This is a genomic window from Acidocella aluminiidurans (assembly GCF_055383125.1).
Map to the genome: position 1 here is coordinate 215,147 of NZ_AP031589.1, position 14,425 is coordinate 229,571.

Here is a 14,425-nt window from a genome sequence, read left to right on the forward strand (position 1 = left end):
TGCTAAAGCCCGCCCATGGCTGGACATTCACATGCAAAGAACATCATGCACCGCAAGGGCGCGCAGGACGCCAAGCGGGCCCGGATTTATGCCAAGCTGATCCGCGAGATCACCGTGGCGGCGAAGGAGGGGCTGCCCGACCCCGCCGCCAATCCCCGCCTGCGTGCGGGCATCGCCGCGGCGTTGAAGCAGAACATGACCCGCGATGCGATCGACCGCGCGATCAAGAAAGCCTCCGGCGCCGGTGGGACCGAGAATTACGAGGCGGTGCGCTATGAGGGCTATGGCCCGTCGGGTGTGGCGATCATCATCGAGGCGCTGACCGATAACCGCAACCGCACCGCCTCCGTGGTGCGCGCGGCCTTCAACAAGTCCGGCGGGGCTCTGGGGGAGACCAATTCCGTCTCCTTCATGTTCAACCGCCTGGCGGCGATCCGCTATCCGGCCTCGGCCGCCAGCGCGGACGCGATGCTGGAAGCCGCGATCGAAGCCGGGGCGGATGATGTGGTCTCGGACGAGGACGGGCACGAGGTGCAGGCGGCGGTGGAGAATTTCTTCGCGGTCCGCGATGCGCTGGCCCAGACCTTTGGCGATCCGGCGGAGGCCGGCATCGAATGGCAGCCGAACATGACGGTGATGCTGGACGAGGAAAAAGCCACCGGCGTGCTCAAGCTGATCGACACGTTGGAAGATGATGACGACGTGCAGAATGTTTACGCCAATTACGAGCTGCCGGACGAGGTTCTGGCGAAGCTCTCGGCGTAATGCCGCACGGCCCCGGCAGTGTTCGTATTTTGGGCATCGACCCCGGCCTGCGCTTCACGGGCTGGGGCGTGCTGGAGGCGCAGGGCAACCGGCTGGTGCATGTGGCGGACGGCGTCATCGCCACCGATGGCGGCGAGGATGTGCCGCTGCGGCTGAAGGATCTGGACGCGAAGCTGGCCGATCTGCTGGCGCGCTTTGCGCCGGATGAGGCGGCGGTTGAGGAAACCTATGTCAACCGCAACGCCACCGCGACGCTCAAGCTGGGCTATGCGCGCGGCGTGGCGCTGCTGGCCCCGGCGCGGGCGGGGATTCCGGTGTTTGAATATGGCGCCAAGACAGTGAAGATGTCCGTGGTCGGCACCGGCAATGCGGAGAAGGAGCAGGTGGGGCTGATGGTGAAGCGCTTGCTGCCCGGGTCCACCCAGAAACGCGCCGATGCGGCGGATGCGCTGGCGGTGGCGATCTGCCACGCGCATCGGCGCTCCACCTCGAATGTGTGGAAGAGCGTGTCATGATCGCCCGGCTGCGCGGCATCGTCGATTCGGTGGAGGACGGGCGCTGCGTCATCGATGTGAATGGCGTCGGCTATCTGGTGTTCTGCTCCTCGCGCACGCTGGGGGCGTTGCCGGAGGGGCTGACGACGCTGCTGATCGAGATGCAGGTGCGTGAGGACGCGATCACGCTCTACGGGTTTTACACCTCGGCCGAGCGGGAATGGTTCCGGCTGCTGACCACGGTGCAGGGGGTTGGGGCGAAGGTGGCGTTGGGCATTCTCTCCGCCCTGTCGCCGGACCAGCTGATCGGCGCGATTGCCGGGCAAGATAAGGGCGCGCTCACCCGCGCGCCGGGTGTGGGGCCGAAACTGGCGATCCGCATTCTCACCGAATTGCAGAGCAAGGCGGGGGCGATGCCGGGTGGTGGGGCGGCCGCCTTGCCGGTTGCAGCCACCAAGGGCGCAGCAGGCGATGCCCTCTCAGCACTCACGAACCTAGGCTATAAACGCCTCGAAGCCGAAGCGGCCTTGGCTAAAGCTATAGAAGCCCATGGCGAAGAGGCGAGTTTAGACATACTCATCCGTGCAGGGTTGAAGGCGTTGGCTAAGTGAAAGCGGATGGCACGTCCTCTTTTTTAGGGGCGGGCTTACGTTTCAATCTCTTTGGCATTCCGACTTATCTTTTTCTTCGTGTGCTCTTAGGCATTCCTAAGGCTCCTGCAGGGGCGGCGGTCGCGCCAGACGCCGGGCTGGCGTTCCTCGTCATCGCGCTCCCGGTGTTGGCCTTTTTTACAATTTTCAATTCGATGTGGTTGGTATCGATTTTAAGGTCGATTCGTCGCCAAGGCTGGAGGAGGCTTCAGGTTTGGGTGTTGGTCGCACTGGCTTGGGGGACGGTGACGTTTCTCGGTGTTGTTTGAGTATTTGGGGCTTTCACGTTGTGCGGGGTATGCACGCTTGGTAACGCAATCGGCGAGCTGGATGCCCATAGATGAATACTGACGATCGCATCACCTCCGGCGAACGCCTGCCTGACGATACCGGCGAAGCCTCGCTGCGTCCGCAGAGCCTGGAAGATTTCACAGGCCAGGCGGCCAGCCGGGAGAATCTGAAAATCTTCGTCGCCGCCGCGAAATCCCGCGGCGAGGCGCTGGACCATGTGCTGCTGCACGGACCGCCGGGGCTGGGCAAGACCACGCTGGCGCAGATCGTCGCGCATGAGATGGGGGTGGGGTTCAAGGCGACCTCCGGCCCGGTGATCCAGAAATCCGGGGATCTCGCGGCCATTCTCACCAATCTGCAGCCCAAGGACGTGCTGTTCATCGATGAGATCCACCGGCTGCAGCCGGCGATCGAGGAGATTCTCTATCCGGCGATGGAGGATTTTCAGCTCGATCTGATCATCGGCGAAGGCCCGGGGGCGCGCACGGTGCGCATCGATCTGCCGCCTTTCACGCTGGTGGGGGCCACCACCCGCGCCGGGTTGCTCGCCACCCCGTTGCGCGACCGCTTTGGCATACCGCTGCGGCTGGTCTTCTATACGCCGGATGAGCTGACCGGCATCGTCATCCGCCTGGCGCAGAAGCTGGGGATGAACCTCTCCTACGAGGGCGCCTATGAGATCGCCCGGCGCTCGCGCGGCACCCCGCGCATCGCCGGCCGGCTGACCCGCCGGGTGCGGGATTTCGCCACGGCGGCGAATGTTGCGGAAATTTCACAACAGCTCGCGGATGCCGCTTTGACCCGTCTGGATGTCGACCAGATCGGTCTGGACGCGATGGATATGCGCTATCTGAAGCGTCTGGCCGAGCATCATAATGGCGGCCCGGTGGGGGTGGAAACCCTCGCCGCCGCTCTCGCGGAAGCGCGCGACACGCTGGAGGACGTGGTGGAACCCTATCTGATTCAAGAGGGTTTGCTGCTGCGCACCTCGCGCGGGCGGATGCTGGGCGAGCCGGGCTGGAAGCATCTGGGGCTTAATCCGCCCCGCACCGGGCCGGATCTTCTGGATTTGCTGGACGAGTAATCCGCAACCGGAAATTGCGCCGGCCGAGATCATGGCGCCGCACCGCCACATTAAAACCTTTTTCAGCTTTAATCATGGGCTTGGAGCAGGATATTGATCTATCGTTACACCACGCGCATCTACTACCAGGACACGGATGCCGGGGGCATTGTTTACCATGGGAACTATCTCGCCATCGCCGAGCGCGCCCGCACCGAGGCGCTGCGCGAGATGGGCGCGCCGCATGCCGAAATGGTCGCGCAATACGGGGTCATGTTTGTGGTGCATCGCGTCAATCTGCTCTATCAGCGCCCCGCAAGGATTGATGAGCTGGTGAGCGTGGAGACCGAATTCACTGAGATGCGCGGGGCCAGCGTTACATTACGCCAGAAATTCCTGCGAGACAGCGACTCGCTGGCCGTGCTTGAGCTCGGCCTGGGTTGCGCACGTGTATCCGATGGCCGGGCGACGCGGATTCCGCGCGATTGGGCCGCGCGTCTGAAATTTTGAACGGGGAAAGATAGTGGACCAAACGGTGTCTCAGGCGGCGATGGCCGCGCCGCAGGCAAATCTCTCGCTGCTGGGTCTGTTCCTGCACGCGGATGCGGTGGTGAAGCTGGTGATGATCATCCTGTTGCTCGCCAGCATCTGGGTATGGACGATCATCATCGAGAAGGTGATGACGCTGCGCCGCGTCAACCGCGAGGCCAATGCGTTCGAGGATAATTTCTGGTCCGGCGGCAGCCTGGATGAGCTGTTCGACCGCGAGGGCGCCGACCCCACCAACCCGATGGCCGCCGTGTTCGGCGCGGCGATGAGCGAGTGGAAGCGCACCGCGCGCATCGCCGGCACCGATATCGGCCGCACCGCGGTGAAAGAGCGCGTGGACCGCGCGATGAACGTCACCATCATGCGCGAGATGGAGCGGCTGGAGCGGTTCATGATCTTCCTGGCCTCGGTCGGCTCAGTGGCGCCGTTCGTCGGTCTGTTCGGCACGGTCTGGGGCATCATGCATGCCTTCTCCGCCATCGCCGCGATGCATAATACTGATCTCGCGGTGGTCGCGCCGGGCATCGCCGAGGCGCTGTTCGCCACCGCCATCGGCCTCGTTGCCGCGATTCCGGCGGTGCTGGCCTATAACAAGCTCTCCAACGATCTCTCCCGCTTCGCCGGGCGGCTGGAAGGGTTCGGCACGGAATTCTCCGCCATCCTCTCCCGCCAGACCGAGGAGCATAAGTAAATGGCAGGCGGGCTCATCGGCGGGCCGGGAGGCGGTAAGCGCCGCTACCGGCCGATGGCGGAAATCAACGTCACCCCGCTGGTGGACGTGATGCTGGTGCTGCTGATCATCTTCATGGTCACCGCGCCGATGATCACCTCCTCGGTGCAGGTGAACCTGCCGCAGGCCAACGCCAAGCCGGCCAATGCCGATTCCAAGCCGATCACCGTCACGGTGGACGATAAGGGCAAGGTGTATCTGAACAATAGCGAGATCCCGCTGAACAATCTGGTCAGCACGCTGCAGGAAGCCTCGAAGAACAATGCCGATCAGCGCATTTTCATCCGTGGCGACAAGCAGGTCGATTACGGCACCATGCTGCAGGTGATGGCCGATATCGTGCAGGGCGGGTTCACCAAGGTCTCGCTGCTGGCCCAGCAGCCCGGTCAGTAAAGCCGGGCAGGGGAGCAACAAGTGGATCGCGATCTGCGCCGTAGCGCGATTGTTTCTGGCGTCATCCACGTGGCGATCATCATCGCCGCGATCGTGACGCTGCCCATGCAGCCGCTGAACACGTCGGCGGATGAGAGCGTGGATGTGGATCTGGTCGGCCCGACCCAGCCGCAGACGGCGCAGAACAAGGGCACCGTGGCCGCCCCCTCGGACCAGCCGGTGGTGCATAAGGGCCCGGTGAACCCAACCCAGCCCAAGCCGCAGCCAGTGGCGCCGCCGCCACCGCCACCCCCGCCACCGCCGCCGGCCCCGCCGCAACCCCCGGCGCCGACCCCGCCTGCGCCGCCGCCTCCGCCGCCACCCCCGGTGGAGACGCCGACACCCGCGCCGCCCCCGCCGCCGCCGGTAAAGCAGCCGCCGCCGCCGCAGAAGCCGACGCCGCCGGTGAAGCAGCCGGTGAAGCCGACCAAGGAGGTGAAGCCGCCGGCCGCCGTGCAATCGGCCACGCATCAGCAGCATGATGTCAAAAATCCGCTGCCGCTGAGCAAGGATGTGCTGAACACGCTCTCCAAGCTGCGGGTGAACCAGAAGCAGGATAAGCCGCCGACGGCGCAATATAACCCGGACCAGGGCGGTGCCCCGCATGGTGGCGGCAGCCCGAACAGCACCGCCAATTCCGGGCTCTCGGAGGCTGACCGCAACGCCATCGGCGCGCATGTGCGCCCGTGCTGGGGCATCGATGCCGGGGCCCCGGGGGTGCAGAATTTCTCCGTGCAGCTGCTGGTGACCACCGATGCCTCCGGCACCGTGCGCCAGGCCGTCGTTGCGCCCGCCTCGCAAGGCAATATGGGCGATCCGATCTACGCCGCCTACGCGCAGCGCGCCGTCGCCGCGGTGGAGAATTATCAATGTGCAACGTTGCCGCTGCCTTCCAATATGCTGGGCAAGGTCAACACCTTCCTGTTCAACTTCACGCCCTGAGAGGTACGATGATGACGCGTCTTCTGCTGCCGCCCTTCTCCCGCCGCCGTCTGCTCGGCACGGCCGGCGCCGCGAGCCTCCTGGCCCCGGCCGCCTTCGCGCAGACCGCCCCGGGCGGCACCGCCAATAACGGCCCAGCCATCAATGTCAGCGGCGCGCAGAACGCGCCGATTCCCATCGCCGTCTCGCCCTTCGGCGCCTCGGGCGTGGCGGCGCAGATCACCCAGGTGATCTCGGACGATCTCGCCCATTCCGGGCTGTTCCGCGCCATCGATCCATCCAGCTTCGTGCCCAACTCAGTGAATAACGGCACCCCGGTCTGGCAGAACTGGTCGCTGCTCGGCGCCCAGGGGCTGATCACCGGCGATGTGCAGGATGCCGGCGGCGGCCAGCTGCGGGTGGAATTCCGCCTCTGGAACGTGCAGCAACAGGCGCAGGTGCAGGGCACGGCCTACACCACCACCCAGGATAACTGGCGGCGCATCGCCCATATCATCGCCGATACCGTCTATCAGCAGATGATCGGCGAGAAGGGCTATTTCGACAGCCGGGTCGCCTTCATCTCGGTCTCCGGCACCACCACCAGCCCGGTCCGGCGCCTGGCGGTGATGGATTATGACGGCGCCAACGTGCAGTTCCTGACCGACGGCGCCAATATGGCGCTCTCCCCGCAATATAACCCGGCGCGCCAGCAGCTGGCCTTCGTCAGCTATCGCGGCGGCGCCAATCCGCGGGTCTATATGTTCAACCTGCAGACCGGCGCCACCCAGCTGGTCGGCGGCTTCGGCGAAATGACCATCGGCCCGCGCTTCTCGCCGGATGGCAATTCGCTGCTGATGTCGGTTTCGCGCAATGGCGGTGCCGCCATCGTGAAAACCAGCCTGAGCGGCGGCGGCGCCACCGAGCTGACGGACAGCAGCTCGATCAACGTGACGCCGTGCTATTCGCCGGATGGCTCGCAGATCGTCTTCAACTCGGACCGCGACGGCAATCAGCAGCTCTTCGTGATGAATGCCGATGGGTCGGGGGTGAAGCGCATCTCCTTCGGCCCTGGCCAGTATGCCGAGCCGGTCTGGTCGCCGCGCGGAGATCTGATCGCTTATACCTTCTGGGGTTCGGGCGGCTTCTCCATCGGCGTGATGGCGCCGGATGGCACCGGCGAGCGTATCATCTCCCAGGGCTTCCTGGTGGAAAGCCCCACCTTCTGCCCGAATGGCCGGGTGATCATGTTCTGCCGCCAATCCCCCACCGGTTCGGGCCACAGCTCCAACCTGGTGACCATCGGCGTCGATGGCTTCAATGAGCGCGTGGTCAACACCCCGACCTACGCCTCCGACCCGTCCTGGGGCCCGTTGCTGGCCTGATCCATACCCGCCTGTTGCATTGCGGCAACAGCTCTTTAAATCCCGGCTCCGCCGGGATTTTTTGTTTCAGATCAAAGTCCGGCGGCAAGGCGGGGGCTATCCGATGAGCGTCAAGTCAATCGGAGCTTCCTGCAATGAAAAACATGTTCCGCGCGGCCACCGCCGCTGCTCTCCTGGCCGGCGCGGCCGCCACCCCGGCGATGGCGCAGGGCTACAGCCTGCTCTCCGGCCCCACCGGCTACAAGGCCGGCGATATCATGACCCATCTCAGCCTGATCGGCGTCATTCCGGAGAATATCGACAGCCACATCACCGGCATGCCCGGCGCGAAGCTCGGCATCACCACCGGGGTGTCGCCGGAGCTCGATGCGTCCTATTTCTTCACCCCGAATCTCTCGGTGCAGCTGATCGCGGCGACCTCGCGCCACACCATCACCGCCAAGGGCGGGGCGCTGGGGGCCGGCGGCACGCTGGGCTCCACCTGGGTGCTGCCGCCGACGCTGACGGCGCAATGGCACTTCCCGCAGATCGGCGTGGTGCGCCCTTATGTCGGCGTTGGCATCACCGTCGCCTTCTTCTACGGCACCAGCCCGTCCGCGCAGCTGCTCGGCACCTCTGACAAGCTCGGCCTGCGCACAGCCGTTGGCCCCGCTTTCGATGCCGGGTTCGATGTGCCGGTGCAGGGCAATTGGAGCATCAATGTGGATGTGAAGCAGATGATCCTGCCGACCTCGGCGCGGCTGCTGCATGGCGCCGTGCACGCCCAGACCGGTCTGGACCCCACGGTGGTCGGCTTCGGCGTCGGCTACAAATTCTAGAGCAATATGTGTTTAGGTTGACGCGCCATCGTCAAAATAAACACATGAAATTACTCGCTAAAACAAAATTTAGAGCATCAAGCTAAAAGCTTGATACTCTAAAGCGCGATTGGTTCAGGTCGACGCGGTTGCGTCACCCTGAACGCGCTCTAACGCTTTGATTGAGAGGCTGATTCACGCTTCAGCTTGATCGCTTCGCGATTCAATCTGAACCGATCAGGCTCCAATTCCCAAGAGCTTTCGGGGGATGCGGGGGGCTGTTTTCAAAAAGCCCCCCGCGTCTTATTTGGCGGTCTGCCTGGGGTGCCACCGCTCCGGGTTGAATTCCCCGTAAAAATGCGCCATAGGGCGCGCGCCCGCATGGTGTGGGCAAATTCACACGCGGGGGCCTTTCCTGGCGCAAGCCTCAAGGTCCGGTGTTCGCTCCCTCATGGAGCCGGATGCTTCCCCCGCGGAGGATAAACCGGATTAGTTTTAGGAAAGAGGTTGCCAATGGCACTCCCCGACGTTTCCCTGCGCCAGCTGCTCGAAGCCGGTGTGCATTTCGGCCACAACACCCGCCGCTGGAACCCGCGCATGGCGCCGTTCCTGTTCGGCGTGCGCAACCAGGTCCACATCATCGACCTGCAGCAGACCGTTCCCCTGGCCGAGCGCGCCCTGAAGGCGATTCGCGATGTCACCGCCGCCGGTGGCCGCGTGCTGTTCGTGGGCACCAAGCGCGCCGCCGCCGAGCACGTGGCCGAGGCCGCGCAGCGCTGCGGTCAGTATTACGTCAACCATCGCTGGCTGGGCGGCATGCTCACCAACTGGAAGACCATCACCGGCTCCATCAAGCGCCTGCGCCAGATGGACGAGATGCTCTCCGGCGAGACCCAGGGTTACTCCAAGAAGGAAATCCTGAACTTCACCCGCGATCGCGAGAAGCTCGAGCGCGCCCTGGGCGGCATCAAGGACATGGGCGGCCTGCCGGACATCCTGTTCGTGATCGACACCAACAAGGAGAAGCTGGCCATCGAGGAAGCCAACAAGCTGGGCATCCCGGTTGTCGCCATTCTCGACTCCAACTCCTCCCCCGAGGGCGTGACCTTCCCGATCCCGGGTAATGACGACGCGATTCGCGCCATCACCCTGTATTGCGACCTGGTCGCCGGCGCGGTGCTGGACGGCATCTCCGCCGAGCTGGGCGCCTCCGGCGTCGATCTGGGCGCGGCCGAAGCGCCGGTGCTGGACGAAGCCCAGGCGCAGGCCTGATTTTTACCCCGCCTTGCCGCGAGGCCGGGCGGGCTTTGAAGGATCGGCGCGGTGTCTCCCGGCAGGGGGCGCCGCGCAAACACATCATTGAGGAGCGAACACATGGCCGAAATTACCGCTGCCCTGGTGAAAGACCTGCGCGAGACCACCGGCGCAGGCATGATGGATTGCAAGAAGGCGCTGGTTGAGACGAACGGCGACAAGGAAGCCGCGATCGACTGGCTGCGCAAGAAGGGCCTCTCCGCCGCCGCCAAGAAGTCCGGCCGCGTCGCCGCCGAAGGTCTGGTGGGCGTTGCCCTGGGTGCTGGCAAGGTCGCCATGGTCGAGATCAATGCCGAGACCGACTTCGTCGCCCGCAACGAAGCCTTCCAGGACTTCGTCGAGACCGTCGCCAAGGTCGCGCTGACCACCGGCGAGGACGTGGAGGCCCTGAAGGCCGCTGCGTATCCCGGCACCGGCCGCAGCGTCGCGGAAGAGACCGTGCACATGGTCGCCACCATCGGCGAGAACATGAATGTGCGCCGCGTCGCCGTCATCGAGGTGCCGGGCGGCACCGCCGCCGCCTATATCCATGGCGCGCTGAAGCCGGGCCTGGGCAAGATCGGCGTCATTGTCGGCCTCTCCGGCAACGCCAATGAGGCGCTGGAGACGCTGGGCCGCCAGATCGGCATGCATGTCGCCGCGACCCGTCCGGACGCGCTGACCATCGCCGAGGTCGACCCGGCCGCGCTGGAGCGCGAGAAGAACGTGCTGATCGAGAAGGCCAAGGCCTCCGGCAAGCCGGATGCGATCATCGAGAAGATGGTGCAGGGCCAGGTGCAGAAATATTACGGCGACGTGGTGCTGCTCGAGCAGGTCTGGGTGCATGACGGCGAGAGCAAGGTGAAGGACGTGGTCAAGAAGGCCGGTTCCGAGATCACCCGCTTCGTGCGCTTCACCCTTGGCGAAGGCATCGAGAAGGAAGTCACGGATTTCGCGGCGGAAGTGGCGGCTGCCGCCGGGGTTTAATCCTCCTTCCGTTTGCGCTACCCCTGGGGCGGTCCGGGCCTTCAAGCCCGGCACCGCCCTTTCTCTACCGCCCTGTTTTACCGCCCCTATTTCAAAGGCCGTCCCATGAGCGAAGCTCCACGCTATAAACGTGTTCTGTTGAAAGTCTCCGGCGAAGCCCTGATGGGCAAGCGCGAATACGGGCTGGACACCGAGACGGTGAAGACCATCGCCGCCGATGTGCGCGATGTCGTCAATATGGGCATCGAGGTCTGCCTGGTGATCGGCGGCGGCAATATCTTCCGCGGCATCGCCGGTGCCGCCGCCGGCATGGACCGCGCCCAGGCCGATTACATGGGCATGCTGGCCACGGTGATGAACGCGCTGGGCATGCAATCCGCGCTGGAGAAGGCCGGCGTGCCGACGCGCGTGCAGAGCGCGATTTCCATGGAGTCGGTCTGCGAGCCCTATATCCGCCGCCGCGCCGAGCGCCATATGGAAAAGGGCAGGGTGGTGATTTTCGCCGCCGGCACCGGCAACCCGTTCTTCACCACAGACACCGCCGCCGCCCTGCGCGCCACCGAGATGAAGTGCGACGCGATGCTCAAGGGCACCCAGGTGGACGGCGTCTATTCCGCCGATCCGCGCAAGGTGAGCGACGCCAAGCGTTACGAGGAACTGACCTATCTGGATGTGCTGGCCCGCGACCTCAACGTGATGGATGCCGCCGCGATCTCGCTCTCCCGCGAGAACAAGCTGCCCATCCTGGTCTTCAACATCCATGCGCCCGGCGCTTTCGCCGCCGTCATGCGGGGCGAGGGCCCCTTCACCCGGATCATCGAGAGCTAAGAAGGTTCTTTAAAAATGGCCGATATTGAAGCGATCAAAACCGACCTCATTCGCCGCATGGACGGCGCGCTGGAAGCGCTGAAGCGCGAATTCTCCGGCCTGCGCGCCGGCCGCGCCAGCCCGGCCTTGCTGGAGCCGGTGAAGGTGGAAGCCTATGGCTCGCTGATGCCGCTGAACCAGGTGGCGACCGTGGCGGTGCCGGAAGCGCGCATGCTCACCGTGCAGGTGTGGGACCGCTCGATGGTGAACGCCACTGTCGCCGCGATTCGCGATTGCGGGCTGGGGCTGAACCCGCAGCCGGATGGCCAGATCATCCGCGTGCCGCTGCCGGTGCTGACCGAGGAGCGGCGCATCGAGCTGGTGAAAGCCGCCAATAAATATGCCGAGGCCGCCCGCATCGCGGTGCGCGGCGTGCGCCGCGACGGCATGGAGCAGATCAAGGGCTTGCAGAAGAAGTCCGAAATCTCCGAAGATGAGGAGCGCGACTGGGCCGACCAGGTGCAGAAGCTGACGGACGGCTACATCAAGCGCGTCGATGAGAGTTTCGCGGAGAAGGAAAAGGATATCCGGCAGGTCTGATGGCTGACGCCGCCTCCCATTCAGTGCCCACGCATGTTGCCATCATCATGGATGGCAACGGCCGCTGGGCCGCCGCACGCGGGCTGCCGCGCGTGGCCGGCCACCGCGAAGGGGCCAAGGCGGTGCGCCGGGCGATCGAGGCGGCGGTGACGCATGGCGTGCCCTACCTCACCTTGTTCGCTTTCTCCTCCGAGAACTGGTCGCGCCCGGCCGGCGAGGTGCAGGACCTCACCTTCCTGCTCAAACATTATCTGCGCTCCGAGCTGGCCGAGCTGCATGCCGAGGGCGTGCGGCTGAAGGTGATCGGCGAGCGCGAGCGCTTCGGCGAGACGCTGGCGCATGAGCTGGAAGCCGCCGAGCGCCGCACGGCCGAGAATCAGCGCCTGACCTTGGTGCTGGCGCTTTCCTATGGCGGGCGTGCCGAGATCGTGCAGGCGGCGCGCCGGGCGATGCAAGCCGGGCTGCGGCCAGACGAGCTGACCGAGCAGAATTTCGCGCAATTCCTCCACACCGATGGCATCCCTGACCCGGATCTGGTCATCCGCACCTCCGGCGAGCAGCGGGTGAGCAATTTCCTGCTCTGGCAGCTGGCCTATGCCGAGATCTGGTTCACCAAGGTGCTGTGGCCGGATTTCTGCGCGGCGGATTTCGCCAATGCGATGCAGGATTACGCGGGCAGGGAGCGGCGATTCGGTGCCCGCCCTGTCTGACGTCTCCCCCCCAGCCGCCAAGGGGCGCTGGTCGGACCTCGCCCTGCGCGCCACCTCCGCCTTGGTGCTGGGGCCGCTGGCGCTGGTCTGCATGTGGGTAGGCGGCACCGCCTGGGATCTGCTGATCGGCGTGGCGATGGGCGGGCTCGGCCATGAATGGGCGAAGCTGGCCAAGCGCGACCATGCCTGGCCGCTGGCAGCGGTGCTGCTGATCGTCTGGGGGGTGAGCGTGCTGTTCGGGCCGCTGGCGGGGATCGAGGCGGTGCTGGCGCTCGCTCTGGCCTCTTGGCCGGTGTTCGGCCGCTTTGCCGCCCTTGGCGTGCCTTATGCCGGGCTGGGCGGCATCGCGCTGCTCTGGCTGCGCCACCGCCCTGCGGCCGGGCTGGTGGATGTGTTCTATATGCTGCTGGTGATCTGGGGCACGGATATCGGCGCCTATCTGGTCGGGCGGCTGGTTGGGGGGCGTAAGCTCGCGCCCCGTATTTCGCCGGGCAAGACCATCAGCGGTGCGATTGGCGGGCTGGTCATCGGCGGGCTTTGCGGGGCGCTGCTCGCGGCCTTCACGCTGGGCCAACCGCTGGCGGCCTTTGGCGTCGGGCTGGGCCTGAGCGCGGTGGCGCAAGCCGGGGATTTGCTGGAAAGCGCGATCAAGCGCAAACTCGGCGTGAAGGATTCCGGCCGGACGATCCCCGGACATGGCGGATTGTTCGACCGTTTGGATGGATTTTTGACGGCGGCACCGCTGGCGGCTTTGCTCGCGGTCTGCATGCATGGAGGCGTGGGGTTATGGGGGTGAAGCGGCTGAGCATTCTCGGGTCAACGGGCAGTGTCGGCACGCAAACTCTCGATCTCGTCGCGGAAAATCCGGACGCCTATCAAATCTGCGCGCTGATCGGCGGGCGCAACGTGGCGCTGCTGGCCGAACAGGCCCGGCGGTTCCGCCCGGAAATCACCGTGATCTCCGATGAAACCCTGCTGCCGGCGCTGCGCGAGGCGCTCTCGGGCAGCCATCTCGCCATCGCCGGCGGCCGCCAGGCGGTGCTGGAGGCGGCCGGGCGCAAGGCCGACTGGACGATGTGCGCGATCACCGGCACCATCGGGCTGGAGCCGACCTTGGCCGCCGTGCGCCAGGGCGGGGCGATCGCTTTCGCCTGCAAGGAATCCATGGTCTCCGCCGGGGATGTGTTCCTGCGCGAGGTGGAAGCGGCCGGGGCGACGCTGCTGCCGGTCGATTCCGAGCATAACGCGATCATGCAGGCGATGGCCGACGGCAACGCCAAGGCGGTCGACAAGATCGTGCTCACCGCCTCCGGCGGGCCGTTCCTCAATCACAGCCTGGAGGAGATGCGCGCGGTGACGCGCGAGGCGGCTTTGCGCCACCCGGTCTGGTCGATGGGCGCGAAGATCACCATCGATAGCGCGACGATGTTCAACAAAGGCCTCGAAGTGATTGAGGCTGCAAGATTGTTCAATCTTGCATCCGACAGGATCGAGGTGCTGGTGCACCCGCAATCGGTCATCCATGGCATGGTTTGCTATGCCGATGGCTCGGTGCTGGCGCAGCTTGGCAGCCCGGATATGCGCATCCCCATCGCCCACGCCCTGGCCTGGCCGCGGCGCCTGGCGACGCAAGCCCCGCGTCTGGATCTGGTGCAGGTGGCGAAGCTGGAATTCCACGCCCCGGACGAGCAGCGCTTCCCCGCTTTGCGCCTGGCCCGCGAGGCGCTGACCGCCGGCGGCGGTGCGCCCGCCGTGCTGAACGCCGCCAATGAAATCGCCGTCGCCGCCTTCCTGGACCGCAAGATCGGCTTCCTGGACATTGCCGGCATCGTCGAGAGCGTGATGCAATCCATCGGCGCCCCGGCCTTGCCGGATCTGGACGCGGTGCTCGCCATCGATGCCCAGGCCCGCGCCGCCGCCACCAATCTTGCCGCCGCAAAGGCCGCCTGAC

Annotated in this window: 18 protein-coding genes; all 18 read left to right on the top strand. The window is 65.4% G+C overall.

The features are described from left to right. The first annotated feature begins 15 nt into the window (after window positions 1-15). The 18 genes from ACZ46S_RS01065 to ACZ46S_RS01150 all read left to right on the top strand — a co-directional run bounded on the left by ACZ46S_RS01065 (window position 16) and on the right by ACZ46S_RS01150 (window position 14,424). Window positions 16-765 carry a YebC/PmpR family DNA-binding transcriptional regulator gene (locus tag ACZ46S_RS01065; RefSeq protein WP_295745226.1) on the top strand — a complete coding sequence of 250 codons (750 nt, stop codon included), beginning with the start codon at window positions 16-18 and terminating at the stop codon, window positions 763-765. Beyond that, window positions 765-1,280: a crossover junction endodeoxyribonuclease RuvC gene (gene ruvC, locus ACZ46S_RS01070; RefSeq protein ID WP_295745223.1), complete on the top strand. Its 516-nt coding sequence runs from the start codon at window positions 765-767 to the stop codon at window positions 1,278-1,280. Before ACZ46S_RS01065 ends, ruvC begins: the two co-directional genes overlap by 1 nt. Then, window positions 1,277-1,870 (top strand): Holliday junction branch migration protein RuvA, encoded by a 594-nt coding sequence (gene ruvA, locus ACZ46S_RS01075; RefSeq protein ID WP_464064312.1) that lies wholly within the window; start codon window positions 1,277-1,279, stop codon window positions 1,868-1,870. The genes ruvC and ruvA overlap by 4 nt, the downstream gene beginning before the upstream one ends. Further along, window positions 1,867-2,178 carry a hypothetical protein gene (locus ACZ46S_RS01080; RefSeq protein ID WP_464063010.1) on the top strand — a complete coding sequence of 104 codons (312 nt, stop codon included), beginning with the start codon at window positions 1,867-1,869 and terminating at the stop codon, window positions 2,176-2,178. Before ruvA ends, ACZ46S_RS01080 begins: the two co-directional genes overlap by 4 nt. Window positions 2,179-2,249: 71 nt before the next feature. Then, window positions 2,250-3,284: a Holliday junction branch migration DNA helicase RuvB gene (gene ruvB / locus ACZ46S_RS01085; RefSeq protein WP_464063011.1), complete on the top strand. Its 1,035-nt coding sequence runs from the start codon at window positions 2,250-2,252 to the stop codon at window positions 3,282-3,284. 93 nt (window positions 3,285-3,377) lie between these two features. Then, on the top strand, window positions 3,378-3,773 hold the full coding sequence (locus tag ACZ46S_RS01090) for a YbgC/FadM family acyl-CoA thioesterase (RefSeq protein WP_008492566.1): 396 nt from the start codon (window positions 3,378-3,380) through the stop codon (window positions 3,771-3,773). A gap of 13 nt (window positions 3,774-3,786) precedes the next feature. Beyond that, window positions 3,787-4,503 (top strand): protein TolQ, encoded by a 717-nt coding sequence (gene tolQ / locus ACZ46S_RS01095; protein WP_026440056.1) that lies wholly within the window; start codon window positions 3,787-3,789, stop codon window positions 4,501-4,503. After that, window positions 4,504-4,935 (top strand): protein TolR, encoded by a 432-nt coding sequence (tolR, locus tag ACZ46S_RS01100; RefSeq protein WP_008492568.1) that lies wholly within the window; start codon window positions 4,504-4,506, stop codon window positions 4,933-4,935. 21 nt (window positions 4,936-4,956) lie between these two features. Continuing rightward, complete coding sequence (locus ACZ46S_RS01105) at window positions 4,957-5,916, top strand: hypothetical protein (protein WP_464063012.1); 960 nt, start codon at window positions 4,957-4,959, stop codon at window positions 5,914-5,916. Between the two features lie 8 nt (window positions 5,917-5,924). After that, window positions 5,925-7,280 (top strand): Tol-Pal system beta propeller repeat protein TolB, encoded by a 1,356-nt coding sequence (gene tolB / locus ACZ46S_RS01110; protein ID WP_295746202.1) that lies wholly within the window; start codon window positions 5,925-5,927, stop codon window positions 7,278-7,280. 134 nt (window positions 7,281-7,414) lie between these two features. After that, a complete protein-coding gene (locus ACZ46S_RS01115) occupies window positions 7,415-8,098 on the top strand; it encodes an OmpW/AlkL family protein (RefSeq protein ID WP_464063013.1) in 684 nt (227 codons plus the stop codon). A 492-nt stretch (window positions 8,099-8,590) separates the two neighbouring features. Then, window positions 8,591-9,349, top strand: coding sequence for a 30S ribosomal protein S2 (gene rpsB / locus ACZ46S_RS01120; RefSeq protein WP_295746205.1), 759 nt, complete (start codon window positions 8,591-8,593; stop codon window positions 9,347-9,349). 102 nt (window positions 9,350-9,451) lie between these two features. Then, on the top strand, window positions 9,452-10,357 hold the full coding sequence (gene tsf, locus ACZ46S_RS01125) for a translation elongation factor Ts (RefSeq protein WP_464063014.1): 906 nt from the start codon (window positions 9,452-9,454) through the stop codon (window positions 10,355-10,357). Between the two features lie 105 nt (window positions 10,358-10,462). Continuing rightward, window positions 10,463-11,185: a UMP kinase gene (pyrH, locus tag ACZ46S_RS01130; RefSeq protein WP_295744982.1), complete on the top strand. Its 723-nt coding sequence runs from the start codon at window positions 10,463-10,465 to the stop codon at window positions 11,183-11,185. 15 nt (window positions 11,186-11,200) lie between these two features. Then, entirely contained in the window at window positions 11,201-11,764 is a 564-nt protein-coding gene (gene frr / locus ACZ46S_RS01135; protein ID WP_295744981.1) for a ribosome recycling factor, read from the top strand. Then, entirely contained in the window at window positions 11,764-12,474 is a 711-nt protein-coding gene (gene uppS, locus ACZ46S_RS01140) for a polyprenyl diphosphate synthase (RefSeq protein WP_295744980.1), read from the top strand. The genes frr and uppS overlap by 1 nt, the downstream gene beginning before the upstream one ends. Beyond that, window positions 12,458-13,270: a phosphatidate cytidylyltransferase gene (locus ACZ46S_RS01145; protein WP_464063015.1), complete on the top strand. Its 813-nt coding sequence runs from the start codon at window positions 12,458-12,460 to the stop codon at window positions 13,268-13,270. Before uppS ends, ACZ46S_RS01145 begins: the two co-directional genes overlap by 17 nt. Beyond that, window positions 13,261-14,424, top strand: a complete 1,164-nt coding sequence (locus tag ACZ46S_RS01150; protein ID WP_464063016.1) for a 1-deoxy-D-xylulose-5-phosphate reductoisomerase — start codon at window positions 13,261-13,263, stop codon at window positions 14,422-14,424. Before ACZ46S_RS01145 ends, ACZ46S_RS01150 begins: the two co-directional genes overlap by 10 nt. Window position 14,425 lies beyond the last annotated feature (1 nt).

What these genes read in the sequence shown, in the direction of transcription:
- ACZ46S_RS01065 (WP_295745226.1), top strand. Translation starts at nt 16, where the DNA reads ATGGCTGGACATTCACATGCAAAGAACATCATGCACCGCAAGGGCGCG.
- ruvC (WP_295745223.1), top strand. Translation starts at nt 765, where the DNA reads ATGCCGCACGGCCCCGGCAGTGTTCGTATTTTGGGCATCGACCCCGGC.
- ruvA (WP_464064312.1), top strand. Translation starts at nt 1,277, where the DNA reads ATGATCGCCCGGCTGCGCGGCATCGTCGATTCGGTGGAGGACGGGCGC.
- ruvB (WP_464063011.1), top strand. Translation starts at nt 2,250, where the DNA reads ATGAATACTGACGATCGCATCACCTCCGGCGAACGCCTGCCTGACGAT.
- tolR (WP_008492568.1), top strand. Translation starts at nt 4,504, where the DNA reads ATGGCAGGCGGGCTCATCGGCGGGCCGGGAGGCGGTAAGCGCCGCTAC.
- tolB (WP_295746202.1), top strand. Translation starts at nt 5,925, where the DNA reads ATGATGACGCGTCTTCTGCTGCCGCCCTTCTCCCGCCGCCGTCTGCTC.
- ACZ46S_RS01115 (WP_464063013.1), top strand. Translation starts at nt 7,415, where the DNA reads ATGAAAAACATGTTCCGCGCGGCCACCGCCGCTGCTCTCCTGGCCGGC.
- rpsB (WP_295746205.1), top strand. Translation starts at nt 8,591, where the DNA reads ATGGCACTCCCCGACGTTTCCCTGCGCCAGCTGCTCGAAGCCGGTGTG.
- tsf (WP_464063014.1), top strand. Translation starts at nt 9,452, where the DNA reads ATGGCCGAAATTACCGCTGCCCTGGTGAAAGACCTGCGCGAGACCACC.
- pyrH (WP_295744982.1), top strand. Translation starts at nt 10,463, where the DNA reads ATGAGCGAAGCTCCACGCTATAAACGTGTTCTGTTGAAAGTCTCCGGC.
- frr (WP_295744981.1), top strand. Translation starts at nt 11,201, where the DNA reads ATGGCCGATATTGAAGCGATCAAAACCGACCTCATTCGCCGCATGGAC.
- uppS (WP_295744980.1), top strand. Translation starts at nt 11,764, where the DNA reads ATGGCTGACGCCGCCTCCCATTCAGTGCCCACGCATGTTGCCATCATC.
- ACZ46S_RS01150 (WP_464063016.1), top strand. Translation starts at nt 13,261, where the DNA reads ATGGGGGTGAAGCGGCTGAGCATTCTCGGGTCAACGGGCAGTGTCGGC.